The sequence below is a fragment of the Sphingomonas sp. CFBP 13714 genome (assembly GCF_014842205.1).
Taxonomy (GTDB): domain Bacteria; phylum Pseudomonadota; class Alphaproteobacteria; order Sphingomonadales; family Sphingomonadaceae; genus Sphingomonas; species Sphingomonas aerolata.
This window is the reverse complement of the sequence record NZ_JACYVG010000004.1, coordinates 93,881-112,105: the sequence shown is the minus strand read 5'-3', so window position 1 is coordinate 112,105 and position 18,225 is coordinate 93,881. Positions and strand designations below refer to the sequence as shown.

Annotated in this window: 13 protein-coding genes and 1 tRNA gene; 9 read left to right on the top strand and 5 right to left on the bottom strand. The window is 62.1% G+C overall.

Going from position 1 to position 18,225, the window contains the following annotated elements; translation table 11 throughout:
* The first annotated feature begins 189 nt into the window (after positions 1-189).
* Positions 190-1,410 carry a PQQ-dependent sugar dehydrogenase gene (locus IFT54_RS10710; RefSeq protein WP_244648845.1) on the top strand — a complete coding sequence of 407 codons (1,221 nt, stop codon included), beginning with the start codon at positions 190-192 and terminating at the stop codon, positions 1,408-1,410.
* Entirely contained in the window at positions 1,407-2,285 is an 879-nt protein-coding gene (locus IFT54_RS10705) for a hypothetical protein (protein WP_051916353.1), read from the top strand. The genes IFT54_RS10710 and IFT54_RS10705 overlap by 4 nt, the downstream gene beginning before the upstream one ends.
* A 490-nt stretch (positions 2,286-2,775) precedes the next feature.
* Here IFT54_RS10705 and IFT54_RS10700 read toward each other — a convergent pair whose 3' ends face one another.
* Together IFT54_RS10700 and IFT54_RS10695 are read right to left on the bottom strand one after the other, a co-directional pair.
* Positions 2,776-3,201: a hypothetical protein gene (locus tag IFT54_RS10700; RefSeq protein WP_192070624.1), complete on the bottom strand. Its 426-nt coding sequence runs from the start codon at positions 3,199-3,201 to the stop codon at positions 2,776-2,778.
* A 366-nt stretch (positions 3,202-3,567) separates the two neighbouring features.
* Positions 3,568-4,092 carry an FxDxF family PEP-CTERM protein gene (locus IFT54_RS10695; RefSeq protein WP_167396671.1) on the bottom strand — a complete coding sequence of 175 codons (525 nt, stop codon included), beginning with the start codon at positions 4,090-4,092 and terminating at the stop codon, positions 3,568-3,570.
* A 424-nt stretch (positions 4,093-4,516) separates the two neighbouring features.
* Between IFT54_RS10695 and xrtV the strand changes: the two genes are divergently transcribed.
* The 6 genes from xrtV (at position 4,517) to IFT54_RS10665 (ending at position 12,514) form a co-directional block, all read left to right on the top strand.
* Positions 4,517-5,410, top strand: a complete 894-nt coding sequence (gene xrtV / locus IFT54_RS10690) for an exosortase V (protein WP_166746106.1) — start codon at positions 4,517-4,519, stop codon at positions 5,408-5,410.
* Positions 5,411-5,414: 4 nt separating this feature from the next.
* Complete coding sequence (gene epsI, locus IFT54_RS10685) at positions 5,415-6,104, top strand: exosortase-associated protein EpsI, V-type (protein ID WP_166746105.1); 690 nt, start codon at positions 5,415-5,417, stop codon at positions 6,102-6,104.
* Positions 6,105-6,361: 257 nt separating this feature from the next.
* Positions 6,362-7,222, top strand: a complete 861-nt coding sequence (locus IFT54_RS10680; protein WP_031438869.1) for a hypothetical protein — start codon at positions 6,362-6,364, stop codon at positions 7,220-7,222.
* A gap of 1,404 nt (positions 7,223-8,626) precedes the next feature.
* Positions 8,627-9,637 (top strand): endonuclease/exonuclease/phosphatase family protein, encoded by a 1,011-nt coding sequence (locus IFT54_RS10675; protein ID WP_244648890.1) that lies wholly within the window; start codon positions 8,627-8,629, stop codon positions 9,635-9,637.
* Between the two features lie 296 nt (positions 9,638-9,933).
* A complete protein-coding gene (locus IFT54_RS20905; RefSeq protein ID WP_192070621.1) occupies positions 9,934-11,241 on the top strand; it encodes a mechanosensitive ion channel domain-containing protein in 1,308 nt (435 codons plus the stop codon).
* 250 nt (positions 11,242-11,491) lie between these two features.
* Positions 11,492-12,514, top strand: coding sequence for a potassium channel family protein (locus IFT54_RS10665; RefSeq protein WP_192070620.1), 1,023 nt, complete (start codon positions 11,492-11,494; stop codon positions 12,512-12,514).
* 253 nt (positions 12,515-12,767) lie between these two features.
* Here the strand turns inward: IFT54_RS10665 and IFT54_RS10660 are convergent, their stop codons facing one another.
* A complete protein-coding gene (locus IFT54_RS10660) occupies positions 12,768-13,187 on the bottom strand; it encodes a hypothetical protein (protein WP_192070619.1) in 420 nt (139 codons plus the stop codon).
* A 197-nt stretch (positions 13,188-13,384) separates the two neighbouring features.
* On the opposite strand from IFT54_RS10660, the gene IFT54_RS10655 reads away from it, so the two are divergent.
* Complete coding sequence (locus IFT54_RS10655) at positions 13,385-15,373, top strand: BCCT family transporter (protein WP_192070618.1); 1,989 nt, start codon at positions 13,385-13,387, stop codon at positions 15,371-15,373.
* Between the two features lie 936 nt (positions 15,374-16,309).
* Here the strand turns inward: IFT54_RS10655 and IFT54_RS10650 are convergent.
* Together IFT54_RS10650 and recJ are read right to left on the bottom strand one after the other, a co-directional pair.
* Positions 16,310-16,384: transfer RNA gene (locus IFT54_RS10650), tRNA-Glu, on the bottom strand.
* A 47-nt stretch (positions 16,385-16,431) separates the two neighbouring features.
* Positions 16,432-18,183 carry a single-stranded-DNA-specific exonuclease RecJ gene (recJ, locus tag IFT54_RS10645; protein ID WP_192070617.1) on the bottom strand — a complete coding sequence of 584 codons (1,752 nt, stop codon included), beginning with the start codon at positions 18,181-18,183 and terminating at the stop codon, positions 16,432-16,434.
* Between the last annotated feature and the right edge of the window lie 42 nt (positions 18,184-18,225).

Below are 18,225 nucleotides of genomic sequence, written 5' to 3'. Positions count from 1 at the left end.
GTGGTTTTGTGGTGGTCACCAAGGCTGTTGCCGAGGGGATTGGTCGCGACATCGCCAAATTAATCCGCGGCGCTGGCAGCCTCATGGATATCGTTGATTGTGAGAGGGTTACACTCTTGTCATGTTCCGGGAGACATTATGAGGACGATCCTTGCCGCCGTCAGCGCATTGGGTTTGGCAGCTGGCGCGATGGCCCAGACCCCACCGCCGGTGCTGGGTGTGAAGACGCAGGCCGAGCCCTATGCGACTGCGTCCGTGGTCAACCATCCCAAGACGATCGGCTGGCCCGACGGGCGCAAACCCGTGGCGCCGCGAGGGTATGAGGTCATCAAGTTTGCGGGCGGTCTGGACTATCCGCGTCAGGCGCTGCTGCTGCCCAACGGCGACATGCTGGTCGCGGAGGCGCGCACGAAGCCCAAACTGGATGCCGAACCCGATGTTCAGCGCGGTCAGGCGCTGTCGAAGACGACGGGCTTCAGCGCCAATCGTATCACCCTGTTGCGCGACGCGGACCGCGATGGGGTCGCGGAACAGCGTTTCGTGCTGATCGAGGGGCTCAACCAGCCGTTCGGGATGCAATATGCGAACGGGCGGCTTTACGTCGCCAATACCGACGGCGTCGTCAGCGTTCCTTTCTCGCCCGGCCAGACGCGGGTAACCGCAGCGCCGCAGCCGCTCGTGTCGCTGCCCGCGGGGGGCTACAACAATCACTGGACGCGCAACCTGTTGCTGAGCCCCGATGCGCGGACGCTGTACGTATCGGTCGGTTCCGCCTCGAATGTCGGCGAGCATGGCATGGACGAGGAGAAGCGACGAGCGGCCATCCTCGCGATCGATCTGCGTACCGGGCGGGAGCGTCTTTACGCGTCGGGGCTTCGCAACCCGGTCGGCATGGCCTGGGCGCCCGGCACGAACACTTTATGGGCTGCGGTCAACGAACGCGATCAGCTCGGCGACGATATCGCACCCGACTATCTCGTCGGCGTTCGCGACGGCGGGTTCTATGGATGGCCTTACAGCTATTACGGCAAGCAGGATCCGCGTCACGCCAATACCAAGCGCGAGTTGCTGGCGACGACGTTGCTTCCCGATGTTGCCGTCGGGCCCCATGCCGCGGCGCTGGGCGTGGCGTTCGCCAAGGGAACGTCCGCCGCGCAACAGGTCGCCTATGTTGCGCGGCACGGATCGTGGAACCGGTCCGCGTTCATCGGCTATGACGTCCTCGCGGTCCCCTTTGCCAATGGCAGGCCGACCGCCGCGCCGCAGCCGTTCCTGACGGGGTTCGTTGCGAACGAGAAGACGGGCGAAGTCTATGGTCGACCGGTGAGCGTGCAGACGCGCGATGATGGCGCGATCTTCGTCGTCGACGATGCCGGGGATACCGTCTGGCTGGTGCGACGCACCGCGTGACCGCCAAGGCGCTGATCGTTCTGGCGGCGATGTGTGGGTGTTTCGACGCGTCCCGGGTGTCGGCGCAGACCGTGCCGTTCATCGATACCGAAGACGCGACGCTGTCGGAGGTCGATGTCGGCGACGGGACGGTCCATCCGATCGTCACGGTCGACGTCCGCAACGGCGATTATGCGCGCGGCGCCTATGACGACGATGATGCCGGCCTCGCCAGGGTCCCGGTCCATCTCTCGGTCGGTGGTGCCGCCGTGCTGACGCGCCGCGCGGACGGGCAGGGGACCTTGTTTCTGGTTGGGCAAAGTTCGAACGGCTTTCACGCACCGCGCGCCGATGAGCGGTCGCGCCCGCGCAGCTGGTATGAAAGCAACACGATCGTCGCTCTTGCATGGCGGCCTGTCGATGGGCTCTCCGCCGCGGCGGCCTATGCGATCAAGGCCAGCCCCAACGGGGTGGCGAACACGACTCACGAGGCCAGCCTGACGATCCTCTACACCGGCGATAACGCAGTGGGATTTCTCGCGCCGCGTTTCGCCGCGACGAAGCGGACCAAAGGCGAGGGGGGCTTCTACACGATCGCAGGCATCGCCCCCGCCTTTGCGCTGACACGCGCAAAAGACGGTCCGACGCTCACGATGCCGGTCTCGGCCGGCGTCGGCTGGCGGGGCTTCTATGCAGCGGACAGCGGCGACAGGGTATATGGCAGCGCCGGGGTGGCGGTCGCGCAGCCCGTCAAGATCGCTGGTGCGGCGGCATCGTTGCAGGGCGAAATCCTTGCCGTGGTCCGTGACCATCAGCTGGCCCGGCTCGACGCTCCCGGTGGCACGACCGCCGATGTCGTGCCCTTGGCGACCCTGTCGATCACCATGGCCTGGTGACTTCCGCGCGCAAGCGGTTGCAGCCTCCCATTTTGGCGGCAAGGCTCGGGCGCCCTGTTCACGGGTGAAGGCTCCGAGAGCGTCAGTGCATCATCATACGCGCAGCAAATTGAAATTCACAATTTGCGGTTAATGCACTTTAAACCGCTTGCAGTCGCAATTACGAAATGAATTTGCTGCATATGTCTCCTTGTCGAAAGACAGACACTTTTTCAATGAGGGGGATTCACATGCGCTACTGGCCAATCGGCAAGCCCATCAGGGGCTAAACAGTCAACAGCCTGTGCTCTTATATTCTTCTAATTAACGCATCCTGCACGGCATAATGCAATGTGTTACTAGGGAAATAGTAAGGCGTACAGGAGTGATGACTGGCAAATATTGTCATGAATAAAATCATGAGCCAATTTGCGATATTGGAATACCGTGAAGCCCTATAACGGCTGAACTCGAAAATGCCCGGCTTTCCAAGCCGGGCATTTTTTTGCCATCAAGACCTGGCCATGGCCTTTACCGGCATCTCAAAGGTGAAGGCCCGAGGAACAAGCCCAAGTACTTTTACAGCCTTTTGCATGGCGTCGTTATGCGTCGATATCGTGAAGTGGATTTCGGTGAACCAACCGTTCAGATGAGTTTTCCGAAATCGCGACAGCACGGCAGCAAAGGCTGCGGGAGCGGTAGGCGAACCCCACGCGAACGTGATCGTGAGCGTTCGATCATCATGGTCCTCGCCCCAATTGATACCGCCAACGCACGTTCCGCTTTCGTCAAAAGCGAGAATTGCGGGATGATCCCATTTGCATGGGGGATATCTCAGCCAGCCATTCTGCTGATGATCAACACCCGCGGCGTAGGCCGCTCTCAGGCCTTCTTTGCTGTGTGCAAGTTTGGTAACATGCTCCAACCGCAAACTCATGTTACAGCTCTCCGCCTGTACTTGAAGATCAAGAGATTGCAGAACGGCGCACACAGGTGCTCATTGCCAGTCCCAGCCGCGTACGGGGCTTGGAGCAGTTGTCGACCGATGGGTGCCGATACCAGGCTTTGTGCTCGGTAACTGGTGACATCCATTCAGGCGCGTTCGCGATCTCGGGGTTTGTGCCTTTGGGCGCAGCATGGACCATCCCGCCTGCCCAAGTATCGATCAACGGCGCTGGTCGCGCCGCATGGATCCTTTCGTCGACCCGTCCGCGCCGTAGACTAAACAAAAACAGCCGCCAACCCCGAAAGGTTGACGGCTGCCTTCACACAGATGGACACTGAGACCAGCTGTGAAATGCGCTTAGGCGAATGCGATCTTCGCCTGGCGACGACGAACGCGCATCGATGCGCCGATGCCGCCGATACCGAACAGCATGATTGCCCAGGTACCAGCCTCGGGAACTGCCGAAGGCTCAAAGGTTGCGGTGCCGGCATAGGAGCCGTTGCCACGTGACATGCCGTTCACGACGATCTTGTTCGTCGCACCCGATGTGATCGCGACGTTGTTGATCTCGAAGAACTCGGCGTTGCCGACGATGGTCTTCGTGGCTGCGAAGCCATTGATGAACACCGACAGGATGTCGAGGTCGGTCGAGCTCGTCAGGCGCGTGGTGTTCGTGCTCAGCGTGCCGCTAGCCAGACCAGTCTGATCGATGATGAAGTTGAAGGTATCCGTGAACATGCCCGACGCAATGCCCGAACGACCGAAGTCTGCCGAAACAGTACCGTCCGTGATGTCACCGCTTACGGTGAACTCGGGGTTGCCCGGAACGAAATCCGCTGCGTGAGCTGCAGGGGCCATCGCGAAAGCCGATGCGAATGCCATGGTCGAGAGTAGTAGACGCTTCATGATGGTTCCCTCTATTTGATACTTAACAAGCTGTTACCGGGGGGCATGGCGATTCGCAAACCGATATAACGCTGAGATTCCCCCATGATCTCAATAATGTCCAAGTTTGGGACAATCGGCCTTCCTTCGTCGCAGACGGGGCCGGAAGGCACGTTCCGCTTCAAGCACCGCTAGGCCTTATGCTCTTCTGGGGGCCGGCCCCCAGGCAGCCGGAAAGCGCGATTTCGGCGCATGGGCGCGCGCTGCTTGATAGGGGTGGTATGGCCTCGCCTTGTCCCGGGGTGGTACGGGTGGCCTATCAACGGTGCGGGCGATGGCATTCTCGGCGATCGTGGCGATGGCTTTGAATATTGGGTAAAAGACGCTAGCTTTACCGCTCATAAGTCGTCGGGAGAAATGCGTGATACGGGTAGAGGCGCGGCCGCAGCCAAGCGGGTCGTGGACTGACGTCGGTAGCGGCCTGGCGCGCTGGACAGCGCGGTGGTGGCCGCTTCTGATAGGATTGGCGTGCCTCATCCTGCCGACGCTGAGCCGGCTGGCGACCGTCAGCTGGTCCACCGAACAGGGCGCGCACGGGCCCATTATCTTCATTTCCGCGCTGTGGCTGATCTGGCGCGCGCGGCCGTGGGAGGTCGCCAAGCGCCAATCCTTCCTTCCTGTCGGCTTGCTGCTGATCCCCGCGCTGCTCCTCTATTCCGTAGGGCGAATTACCAGCATCTTGGCGATCGAGGCCTTGTCCCTCTACACCGTGATCGTAGTATTATTATGGACTTATCTCGGTAAGGAGGCACTCAAGAGGCTGTGGTTCCCCTTGGTGTACCTGCTGTTCATCATCACGCCGCCGGAGAACTGGGTTTTCGTCGCTACGCGTCCTATCAAGGACTTGATCTCCGATGCTTCCGTAAACTTGCTGGCTGCATTCGGTCTTCCCATCGGGAGTACCGGAACGGTCATCCAGATTGGCGGATATCAGTTGCTGGTCGCAACGGCGTGTTCCGGGATAAATTCCCTGATCGGTATCTGTGCGTTGGGCGTTTTCTATGTCTATCTGCGGCATGGCAATGCGCCGCGCTACGCGCTCTTGCTGATATCGCTGATGATACCATTGGCTATAGCGGCAAACTTTCTGCGTATCATCATCTTGGTGCTAATGACCTATTACATCTCGGAAGAGGCCGCGCAGGGCCTGGCGCACGAGCTGGTCGGCATGGGCATGTTTATCCTGGCATTGCTTATGCTGCTGGGACTGGATGCGGTGCTGCATCCTATTGTTTCACGTTGGGCCCGAAAGTAACGACATGACAATCGCTCGATTTACTCGACGAGAAGCTGCCCTGGGTCTCGCCTTCGGCATAACCGCAGGCGTCACCTATGCTCGACGCCCTACCGAGCTCGTCGTTGCCATTCCTTCCGGAAACCTGAACGACGCCATTCCAAAGAAAGCAGCACCTTGGGCGATGGTGCCGGATGTCAGCTTTGTTCTACCCCCCGAGGATGAAGCAAAAGCGGCAGCCGTCTATGAGAAGCAGCTGATGCGCAGTTACGGTGCCGATGGCGCTCCGCCGATCATGCTTTTGATCGCCTATGCGTATCGGCAGAGCGGCATGTTGATGGTGCATCGTCCTGAGTCCTGCTACCCCGGATCCGGTTTTACCATCACCGATATACGAGACGTGGATATTCCACTGGGCAAAGGCATCAGTGCACCAGGGCGCTTCCTAACGACCGTGCGCGATACCCGTACAGAGCAGGTTCTTTATTGGACTCGACTGGGGAATCGTTTCCCGGTGTCGTGGGACGATCAGCGACGGTCCATCGCAATGCAGAACCTGGCCGGCCTTGTCCCAGATGGGGCGTTGATACGATTTTCGATCATCGATCCGGATGCCAAGGCTGCAGAGGCAACCATGATGGGCTTTGCGAAAACATTGTTCGAGTCCTGCGGCCCCTCCGGCCGCGCACTTCTCGCTGGCCCGATCAACGCATAGGCGATGAGGGTCGCAAGGCACTGAATATATCGTCAAGTCTCGCCGCGACCATAATATGGTGGGAGCGGCAGCGCCCTCATTGCCACGTCACTTGCTCAGCGAGCACAGCAAATAGCACCACACCGTTTCAACCGGCTTTTCATCTATCGATCGTCGCAGGTATAAAACGCGCAAGCCCTGCAAAAATCACGACCCTTAACCAGTTCTATACGGTTCCCATCTCGTTTCCTTCTGCATTATGTCTAAGGTAATTGCTTATGTCAGCATCCTCCAGGTTCCTCATCACCAAGCGGCAAACCCTGTCTGCCGCAGCACTCGCACTCACGCTGGCGGCAGCGGCCTGCAATAAGGCCGGACCGAGCGGTCAGACGGTTGCTACGGTCAATGGCGAAGCTATCACGCAAAGCGAACTCAATTTCGAGCTGGGGTTGAGCGGGGCCAACGCGCAAAACTCGAAAGACCTTCAGCCAAAGGCCCTGCAGGCCCTTATCGATCGAAAGCTGGTTATCCAGGCCGGCGAGCGTGATGGTCTTTACAAGAAGCCGAACGCCGTTCTTGCCGTGGAGCGTGCCAAAAATATCGTGATGGCGAACCTTGCGCTGCAATCGGTCGCAGCAGGTGTACCTCAACCGGTCACGACGCGCGATGTCGAGACGTATCTAGCGAAGCATCCCGAACTGAGTAGGGAGCGCCGGACATTGTCGGTGGAACAGATTCGTTTTCCAGCACCAAATAATCCGAGCCTGATCGCGGCTATGAAGCCGGCAAAGACACTGGCGGAATTGACAGCAGTTCTGGATAGCCGGGGCGTGAGCTATCAGCGGGCAACGGTGGAACTCGACAGCGCAAGTCTGGATCGTAACGCACTCGGTCGATTGATGACGACGGTGAACGGTGAGCCTCTGGTTATTCTCGAAGGTGCAACGGCGATCGCCAATCATGTCATAAGCGTCCGTCCAGCCGAAGCAAGCTCTGCTGCTATCAATGAACTCGCCAAGCAGGGGATCGCACGTGACCGCATCCAGGCAGGCATCGTTCAGCATCAGGCGGCGCTGCGGAACGCGGCGAAGATCGAGTATGCCAAACCCCTCGATCCTAAGGCGAAGGCTTCTCAGTAATTCCTATTGAAGGCTCTTTCGATTGGCGCCCGTTGGCGCGGAGCGCGTTAGCCTCCGCTACAACGGGCAAGGACGTGCCGCTGACGTCGGCGACAGAGGGGACTCTGCGGATCTGACATGCCGCTGGGTGAAGTTTCGTCTGAGGGCGGCAGCGTCGCGGACGCATGTGGGCGCGGCCGCGATGATGCCGTGTCGACTCTATGTCAGGCAAGTGTCGCCGGCTTGGATAGGACCGGCCGACGTATCGCGGGTTGCACCGTTTGCCAGTGGACGTCCCGGTGCGATCAGGCCGTCGTTCACGCCGCCGCACCGACCCGCGGCGCGATCGTAATGCGTACCATGATGACTGGGTATCGCCCAAGGTCTGGTGAACTGACCGCTTTACGCTCAGTAAGGTCGCGCCGGTGCGGACCAGGCCTGCCTCGCCACGCTTGTGTACGAGGTTGCCTACGCGCTGGAATGCAGTGGAGACTTGTTCTCGGTGCGTCTCGAGCTGTGTTCAAGTGCGGCGTTTACGCTGTCCAGCAGCGTCAGCCACCTGACAGCATCTGCGATTATCATTGGGTGAAGGGCCCTAAAGAGAGCCATCGGCGCCGGCATTCGGCGCTAAATTACTACCGGTTACTGCGCAATGTGGGCAGCAGGAGGTAAAGATGATTTAGATTATGGTCGGCACAGCATGTCTCATGCCTGGCGCCAACATATTCGGCATGATCACAGCAACCCTAAGGCGGCTGAAAACCGTCAGACAGGCTATTCCGATCCAAAAGTCATCCGGGATAAGAACTCAGAAGCCGTCGCTTGTCGCAAGAATAAACATTTTCCAGTCGATTCACCATAACGTAAAAAAACTGTAACAATTTTATCAATGCCGTAGCATGCAAAAACAAAGGACGACCCACTATCAGATAGCGAGTCGTCCTTTATGTTCGACTTAACCCTTGAAAGGCTTGCCGTTCTGCCAATAACGCATAAAATTTCCTTTGAGTTAAATGGATTATGCTGCCGCCCCGCGGCAAGACCGTCCTGCCCGGTCGTGGTTAATATGGCAATCTACTAAAACTGAGTCGGGATCCAATATTCGTTGAACAGAGCGTTTTGGCCGACGAATCGGTGGAACTCCCGTTACTAGGGTGACGACTCGTTGATCAGTGTTACACCAAGCCCGTGGTGGCGAGGTCGATTGCGGAGAGGAAGGCTTTCGGGCATCGATCGTCGCGACTGACGACGCCGCGCCCGTCTCTCAAACGACCGAACATGGCCTCGATACGGCTCCGGCTTCGGCAGCAGCGCCGGTGGTATCTCGGCCTGAGGGTTATAGGGCTTGGTCGACGGCAAGGCCGCTCTTAGGCATCAGGAATGCGGCTAGCTACATTTCCGATCCGTGCCCTCACAGGCGTATTGATGCTCGTAACCGGGCTCAGCATCATCGAGTCCAATGAATGGTGGATCAGGATCTGGGACTTTCCCCGGGTGCAGATACTCGGCCTCCTGCTGCTGGGCGGAGGCCTGGCGCTGTGGCTGGATCGGCAGGCAGGACGATGGATCGCGTTGGGCTGCGCCGTCGCAGCCGGGTGGCAACTCTATCGCATCTATCCGTATACACCGCTTGCCAAGACGGAGCTGGCCTTTGCGGATGATGCCGCAACCGCGCAGAGCCGGTGTTTCGGCGTCCTTTCGCTGAATGTGTTGGAGTCCAATCGAGACTATGGGCGAACGGCGCGGCTGATCGATCGGGTTCGGCCCGATATCCTGCTATTGATGGAAACCGACCAGCGTTGGGCCGATGCATTGGCCAAGCAGCTTGCGCGCTATCCACACCGGCTCGAACAACCGATCGGCAATACCTACGGCATGATCTTCGCCACGCGGCTGCCGATGCGCGATGGGCGGATCGAAACGATCGCCCAAAAGGATACGCCGTCGGTCCATGCGGAGCTGACGGCCGGTGATCGATTTCGCGTGATAGCGCTTCACCCGCGTCCGCCCGTTCCGGGACAGGATACCGAGGCACGCGACGCTGAGATCGCGATCGCGGCGAGTCGCGCCGCCCGTACGAAGCTACCGGTATTGGCGATCGGCGACTTCAACGATGTCGCATGGTCGCACACCTCGCAGCTGTTCAAACGCGTCGGAGGTTATCTCGACGCTCGGATTGGTCGGGGCACGTTCGCGACCTTCCCCGCGCGCACGCCGCTGCTCGGTTGGCCGCTCGACCACATGTTCGTCACACCCGAGTTCAAGGTGCATAGCCTGGAGGTGCTGGAAGATGTGGGTTCAGACCATCTCCCGATACATTCGCGTCTTTGCCTGACCGGCCGGTCCGGCGCCAACAAGGCGCCTGACGCAGTGTCGAACGAAGACCGCAAGGACGTGAAGGAGGTCCTTCAGGAGTATCATGAGGACCAGCGCTAGCAGTAAGCCAAGCTCACCGATTTGACGTACATGATTGGGGCCGAGCTGTTGCACGACGACCAGCTCAAGACATTGGTATCTGACGAACGGCTTTGGCATCGCATGACAGGGTAGGGGGCACAGAGATGGCGCCGATCAACTCGCCCGTCCTTCGCGCTGCTTCACCAGCGATCCCTCGCCCGGAATGGCGCAAACGGCACGGCGGTAACGCGCATGACGTACAAGGGCTGACCGGGGTGCCACCTCCGTTTAACAGGGATCCGGCGATCAGATGGGAATGACGCTGTGATTGTCGGGTGACCGACGCCGACGAGATGGCATTGGAGAACCGGTTGGAACATGATGCCTGGTGGCAGACCTATCTGGATCAATGGGCGGCTCTGCCGTTTCATGACCTGATCGCGGCTGTCGCAATCCTGAGCACGGCCCTGCTGTTGGGCATCGTCGCAGCGCGCCTTGCCTGTAGATACCTCCTGCCGGCCTTGGCGCCGCGCCACGCCGACGTGGTCGCGCCGCGCCTGATGGCGATTACCCGCGCCGGCGTGACGGCGCTGGTCCTGACGGCGTTTCTTGGCGTTCGGGGGCTCAACCCCGGCGCCGATCTTCTGCTTGCTGCGGGTCTCGGCATCGCGGTCGCGGCGCTGGCCTATCAATTCGGCCGTGCGCTTGGCCTGCAAAGCCGACCCGCGTCACTGATTGCCGCCGCCTTGTTCCTCATCGTGCTGGCAAGTCGACTGGGCGGTCTCGCTCCGTTGATCGCGGGGCTGGACCGCGCGAGCATGGGGGTCGGCACCCGGCGTATTTCGCTGCTCGACATCGTCAACGCGGTCGGCTTGTCGCTCCTGCTGTTCCTCGCCGCGCGTGCGCTCCTTGGGCTGATCCTGCGCTGGATCGGGCAGGCTCGACTGCTCGACGCGGCGCAACGCGTGCTGTTCCAGAAACTCGCGCAGATTGCGGTCGTCACCGTCGCGATCTTCGTCGGTATCGATCTTCTCGGCATTGATCTCACGGCGCTGGCGGTGTTCTCCGGCGCGTTCGGGCTCGCGATCGGTTTCGGCCTGCAGAAGACGCTCGGCAATCTGATCGCGGGCCTCATCCTGCTGCTCGACCGATCGATCAAGCCCGGCGACGTCATCGCGGTCGGCGACACCTTCGGCTGGGTCAACAAGATCGGCGTGCGCGCGGTCTCGGTCCTGACCCGCGATGGCAAGGAGCATCTGATCCCGAACGAACGGCTGATGACCGACGAAGTCGAAAACTGGTCTTTCTCGAGCCGGGACGTCAGGGTTCATGTCGGATTTCGGGTGTCGTTCGATTGCGATCTGCGACTGGCGCAAAGGCTCGCCGTCGAGGCCGCGTCCGTCTCGCCCCGTGTGCTGACCGAACCCGCCCCTGTCTGCTGGATCAAGGAATTCGGCGACAATGGGGTGGAATTCGACCTGCGGATCTGGATCGACAGCCCCGAGGCGGGGGTTGGGAACGTCACAAGCGACGTGTTCTTTCGCATCTGGGACCTGTTCAAGGAACACGGCGTCACCATCCCGGTGCCTCAGCGCGATCTCCGTTTTCATTCTCCATCGGGCGAGCAAACGTCCCCGGCCTAGGCCACCGCCGCAGTGATCAGGGTGTTCGGCTGATGATGGAATGAGACAGGGTTCGCCGGGTGTCCGTTCGATGAAGCGGGGCACTGCTCCGCGGCGTACGGCCCGGATCCTGCTCGGGATCCTCATGTCGATCCACCGTAAGCGATTGCAGACAGGCGCTATCGAGGGTTTGTATCCTCCCCAAATGCCAACCAATCAAGCGGATCACCGAAAGACTTCACAGCGGCACTGCGGATGGGCAAGAGACGGCATGCACACTGACGATGCAGACACGGTGCACTATCGCCTGCGCCGCCAGAGCCGAACCCCGGCGTGGCTGGCCCTGTCCTGGCGGGCGCTGGTCGCGTTGGCGCTGATCGGCATTGCGCTCGCAGTGCACTGGTTCGATCGCGGCGGTTTGCGGCAGAATTCGGGCGAGCCCGTGACCTTCGCCGACATCCTGTATTTCACGATGATTACCGTGACGACGGTCGGCTATGGCGACATCGTACCTGTGACCCAGCAGGCGCGGATGTTCGATACCTTCGTCGTGACGCCCATCCGGCTCTTCGTATGGCTCATCTTTTTAGGTACCGCATATGATTTTCTGCTCAAGGGCGTCTGGGAGAAATGGCGCATGTCGGTGATCCAGCGACACCTCGAAGACCATGTCGTGGTCGCCGGTTTCGGTACGAGCGGGTCTGAGGCCGTCAGCGAACTCATCCGTCGCGGCGCCGATCCAGGCATGATCGTCGTCGTCGACGAGCGCGCCGCGGCGTTACGCACGGCGGAGAGTTGCGGCACGACGGTGATGGAGGGAAACGCCACGCGCAACGCCGCGCTGGAGGCCGCCCGACTCTCCAAGGCCCGCGCGCTCATCGTTTCCGCCGGCCGCGACGATACCTCGATCCTTATCGTGCTGACGGCGCGGCGGATCGCGCCCGATCTGCCGATCAGCGTGGTGATCCGGTCGGAGGACAATGAAGCGATTGCGCATCAGGCAGGCGCAAACGTCGTCATCAACCCGGCCAGCTTCGCCGGCCTTCTGCTCGCCGGGTCCACGCACGGCGCTCACACCGCCGAATACATGGCCGATCTTGCCGCGTCGGGCGGGCGTGTAGTCCTGCGGGAACGCGAGGTCGCTGCCGACGAGGTCGGCAAACCGCTTGCCGCCATCGCCACCGGACTCGGCCACCGCATCTATCGTGGGCATCAGGACTTCTGCTTCTGGGAACCCGAGGCCGCCCGTCTGGAAGCGGGCGATATTATCGTTGAGGTTGTCCCCCGGCGCTAAATTACCGCCACGTGTCCGGCCAGAGCCGTTTTTTGCGGGGGCACCTCGTCTACCGGATCCATGGCGTTCTTCATCAAGATTGGGTGAGGCCTCGTTTCGATCGCCTGACGGCCGAACCGAAATCGTCGCCGGTCGGCTGAAAAATGGCGGATTGGCCGTTCGGATCCGGCATGATGATCGAGATGTCCTTGTTCCCTCGGACGTCGGTTTGCGGCCAGAGCGCGATGCGTACGGCCCCATGATCATCGAAGGCTCAGAGGCTGTTGCGTCGGTCAACGACGATGAAGCGCGACACGGGGAATTGCTGGTCAGGGGGCGCGAACTCAATGGCGGTAAACGGGCACTTCTGCTGCGCTTGCGGGCCTAGGATCAGGGCGCAGCGTTTAGGCTGGAGATTCCTGCCGAGCCAAGACAGGGAGAAATACGGCTTTCGTCCGAGACGACCGCGCTTCGCTTCCCGCGCGATTACGCATGCCGAGGGCGAGACGTATCGATAACAGGTTCCCGACACCGTCCATCGCCTGTCGAGCTCGATCGACGCGCCGGCATAGAGGTCGGTTTCGTAACAGCCCGGCAAGGCGCCATCGTTCGGCTGGCCGAGCCCGGGCTTCGACCCCTGGATACTGTTCCATGTTCCGGCAAGCACACTGGCCTTCTTCTCGGCCGGCAGCATCGTCTCGGTCGGACGCTCATCGCTTTGCTTAACCAGGCGTCCTGCGCTGTTGCCCCCGACGACAGCACCACCGACAGGGCGAGGCCGCAAGCGAGACCGGGTCAATCGTTTCCGCATCGTAACACTCGTTCGCAACTGACAAGGCTCAGCGTCGTTCCATTCACTGGACAGGACATTAACCATGAATAGGAGGTACATTGACCGAGCCGTTACCGAATGATGCGCGACAGCCAGCCGCGGGACGCAAGGCGGAGATCAATCCGCCTGTATTCTTCGTTTCGGCAGGCCTGATCCTGGCCTTCGCCCTCTTCGGCGCACTCGCCCCGGAGACCGCGAACCGGGTGTTCACGACCGTGCAGGCGCTGATCGTCGCGGATTTCGGCTGGTTCTACATCGCCGCGGTCGCGGGGTTCCTGATCTTCGCCATCTTCCTGATGTTCAGTCGCTATGGCGATGTGAAGCTCGGGCCCGACGACAGCGAACCGGATTACAGCTACCTGTCCTGGTTCGCGATGCTGTTCAGTGCGGGGATGGGTATCGGCCTGATCTTCTTCGGCGTGGCCGAGCCGATCCAGCATTACGCATCGCCACCCGTGGGTGAGGGCAAGACGATCGCGGCCGCACGCGAAGCGATAGTCCTCACCTTCTTCCACTGGGGCCTGCACGCCTGGGCGATCTACATCGTGGTCGGGCTGGCGCTTGCCTATTTCGCGTTTCGCCGCGGACTACCGCTCACCATCCGCTCGGCACTATACCCGCTGATCGGCAACCGGATCTACGGCCCGATCGGCCACGCCGTCGACATTTTCGCGGTGCTGGGCACGATGTTCGGCGTTGCGACGTCGCTTGGTCTCGGCGTGCTCCAGGTGAATGCCGGGTTCAATCACCTGTTCGGCCTGCCGACGAGCATCCCCGTTCAGCTCGTCCTGATTGCCGCCATTACCGGCATGGCCACGCTGTCGGTCGTCGCCGGGCTGGACAATGGCGTGAAGCGCCTGTCCGAACTCAATATCATCCTGGCCGGACTGCTGCTCGCCTTCGTCCTCGTCACCGGGTCGACGGTGTTCCTGCTCCAGGCCTTTGTGCAGAACATCGGCACCTATCTCGGCGAAGTCGTGCCGCGCACCTTCCGCCTCTACGCCTATGAACCCAACCCGTGGCTGGGCAATTGGACCTTGTTCTACTGGGGTTGGTGGATCGCCTGGTCGCCCTTCGTCGGCATGTTCATCGCCCGCATCTCGCGTGGGCGCACGATCCGCGAATTCATCGGCGGCGTGCTGCTGGTGCCGACCCTATTCACCTTCCTCTGGATGACGGTGTTCGGCAACACTGCGATCGCGCTGGACATGGCGGGTACGGCCGCCATCGCCGACACCGTTGCCAACAATCTGCCGGTGGCGTTGTTCGAGACACTGGAGCAGCTGCCCTTCGCAACGATCGTCTCAGGTATTGCGACACTCTTGATCATCACCTTCTTCGTCACGTCGGCGGATTCCGGGGCATTGGTCATCGACATGATCACATCGGGCGCGGCGGAGAACCCGCCGGTGTGGCAGCGTGTATTCTGGGCGGTATCCGCGGGCGGCGTCGGTGCAGTGCTGCTGGTCGCCGGTGGGCTCCAGGCCCTTCAGACGGCCGCGATCGCCAGTGCACTGCCATTCGCGGTGGTGATGGTGTTCATCTGCTATGGGCTGCTGCGCGCCCTGCAGACCGAGGGTCAGGAAGCGATGGACCTGTCCGCCGCAGGTTCCGATCCGATCGCCGAAACGCCGTTGAGCTGGCAGCAGCGCCTCGCGACCATCACGCGCTTCCACGACAAGCGTGAGGTTGCGGCGTTCCTCACCGATACGGCAAGCCCGGCGCTCGACGCGGTGGCGGCGCAGATGCGCGACAGCGGCCTTTCGCCAACCCTCGTTCAGGACGAAAACCAGGTCGAGCTTCGCATCCCGCACGGCGAGCGTGGCGAGTTCCGCTACGGGGTTCGCGCGCGCGGCTTCCGCCAGGCAAGCTTCGCCTGGGCGGCATCGCGCAAGGCGAACGAACAGGAGCGTCTCCACTACCGGGCGGTGGCGCATTCCTCGGAGGGAGAGCCGGCGCATGATGTGACAGGCCTGAGCGACGAACAGCTGATCAACGATCTCCTCAACCGGTATGCCCGGTTCCGCCACGCCCGGCGGATGACCTGAGCAGGGGCTGTTCGCTGACCAGGAGCCGCCGCTGCCGAGAATGACTTGCCGAACAGAGAAAAGATCACGGACAGTGCCAAAGAGCGCGCCATCGACGAGCCGATTGCCGGCACCGCGCAAGGCCTCCTCGATGACGCGCTCTCGCCTGGCGAGGACCTTCCGGAGGAGCCAAGCGACGAGGACGTTGCGTGGGTCGCGGCCAAGCTCGGTGCGCCTGACCAAACCAATAATTTCCTAGGTCTGCGATAGGCCTGGTTTTTCCGGGTCAATCGGCGTGACTTCGTCGGCAGGTTCGAAGCGCAGGGTCCACCGGGGGTAGCCTTCCGGTGAAATCTCGATGTCGGGCAGGCCGACCGGGTCCGAGCCGGTTTCTACCCATCCAGCGCCATGGCACCGATCGCAGGCAGTGCGCTTGCAGCGGAAGCTTACGAGATCAATCTCGGTATTCCATTGGCCCCGGCCTTTGCACAATGGGCACATTGCATCCAAGCTCCCCTTACGGGGCTGGACCGGAACGATGTCAAAGGCGTGGGGGCTGTCTGGACCGTCGCAATAGACGATGTTGCTGGCGTGAGGCATGCGCCGCAGTCGCGGAACAGCCGTCTCAATGCAATACGGCCTTGGTGCGCTCAGCGACCATTTGTCGGGCGGTTATCCCGTCTCGCGCTGCCTGATCTCGCCAGGCATCCGATATCCAGCACGGCGCGTTTCCCATGCGCCAGAAACGGGTCGGTGGTTCTCAGACACCCTGTCGACGCCGTATTGCCGATGACCCCTCGGACACCCTCCGCAACGATCATTCGAAGCTGCGACAAACACGATCTGCCGCGCTCGACGGAATACGGTATGCGACGCCGCCTGTAGCACTGGGCGCCTCGCGGGGCGGGGCGTTGATTCTATTGATATTTCGCCGATCTCAAACGCTTGGCGATGAGATGGTGACCCCTACGGGAATCGAACCCGTGCTTCAGCCGTGAAAGGGCCGCGTCCTAACCGCTAGACGAAGGGGCCTGCGTGGTTGGAGGCGCCTAAGGCCAAGTGGCTGGCCCGTCAACCCTTCAATCGGCCCAGGCGGCATCTTCGACGTGCAATTCTGCTGCAGGGCGCGATGCCCGGTCGTCGATCTTGGCGCGACCGGCGAGCCAGAGCTTGCGGTGCGGGGCCGCGCCGAGCAGCGCCTGGCCGAGCGGCGTCTCGGCGGCGCGGAACGCCATCGCCTTGACGCTGCGGCCGTCGTCGCCCGCGACGATCGTGCGGACATGGCCATTGCCCACCACATCCGCCTTGATCACGCGGACCGGCCCCATCGCGACGCGCGGTGCGGGCCAGCCCATCCCATAAGGGCCACCTGCGTCCATCGATTCGACGAGCGCAGGATTGACCCCGCCCGCGGCAAGAACAGCATCGAGCAGCAGCGCGCGGCCGTCATTCGACTGCGCGACCGCCGCGGCGAGCCGGTCCTCAAGGAAATCAGCAAAGGCCGGGATCGCCGCTTCGGCGATCGTCAGGCCGGCCGCCATCGCGTGGCCACCCCCGGACACGAGCAGGCCCTGCTCGCGCGCCGCCATCACCGCCGCGCCGAGATCGACGCCCGGGATCGACCGGCCCGATCCCTTGCCGATGCCGTGTTCGTCGATCGCGATGACGATCGCGGGCCGACCGAGCTTTTCCTTCAGGCGACCCGCGACGATGCCGATGACGCCGGGATGCCAGCCATGTCCGGCGACGACCGAGACGCTGCGGTCGCGGCTGGCGAGCAGGTCGGCGGCCTCCTGCACCGCGGTCTCGATCGCGCGGCGTTCCTCGTTGAGACGGTCGAGCTCCTCGGCAATCCCGCGCGCCTCGTCGGGGTCCTGCGTGGTCAGCAGGCGGACGCCGAGATCGGCGCGGCCGACGCGCCCGCCGGCGTTGATCCGCGGGCCGAGCGCGAAGCCGAGATCGGTGCAGGTCGGGTTGCGCGTCAGCCGCGACGCCGCGATCAACGCGGCGACGCCGATGTTGCGGCGCGCGCCCATGACCTTCAGCCCCTGCGCGACGAACGCACGGTTGAGCCCGCGCAACTGCGCGACGTCGGCGACCGTGCCGAGCGCGACGATGTCGAGCAGGTCGATGAGCTTGGGCTCGGCGCGGTTTTCAAAGAAGCCGCGCGTGCGCAGCGTGCGGACGAGCGCGGCGGCGGCGAGGAAGCACATGCCGACCGCAGCGAGATGGCCGTGCGCGGCGCCCTCATCCTCGTCGAGCCGGTTGGGGTTCACCAGCGCCAGCGCGTGCGGGAGTGCGGTCGAGCATTTGTGGTGATCGATCACGATCACGTCGACCTTCGCATCGCGCGCGGCATCGAGCGCGTCGAACGCCTGCGCGCCGCAGTCGACGGTGACGATCAGCGAGGCGCCTTCGCCCGCGAGCCGGACCATGGCCTCGCCCGACGGGCCATAGCCTTCGAGCAGGCGGTCGGGGATATAGGCGCGTGCCTCGATCCCCAGATTGCGGAGCACGAGGATCATCAGCGCGGCGGAAGTCGCGCCGTCGACGTCGTAATCGCCGAAGATCGCGACCTGTTCGCCCGCCTGCACCGCATCGGCGAGCCGGTCGGCGGCGCGGTCCATGTCGCGGAAGATCGACGGGTCGGGCATGAACGCGCGGATCGACGGCGTGCGGTGCGCGTCGAGCGCTTCGCGCGGGCAGCCGCGTGCGAGAAGGAGCTGGGTCACCAGATCGTCGCCGCCGAACCCGTCGCGCGCGTCCGCGGCGAGCGAGCGCCAGCGCCAGGGCTGGCCGAGGATCGAGGAGGTTACGCCGAGAACTGTCATGCGCCGGAGGTAGTGGCTGCGGGGGGATTGTCGAGCGGGTTC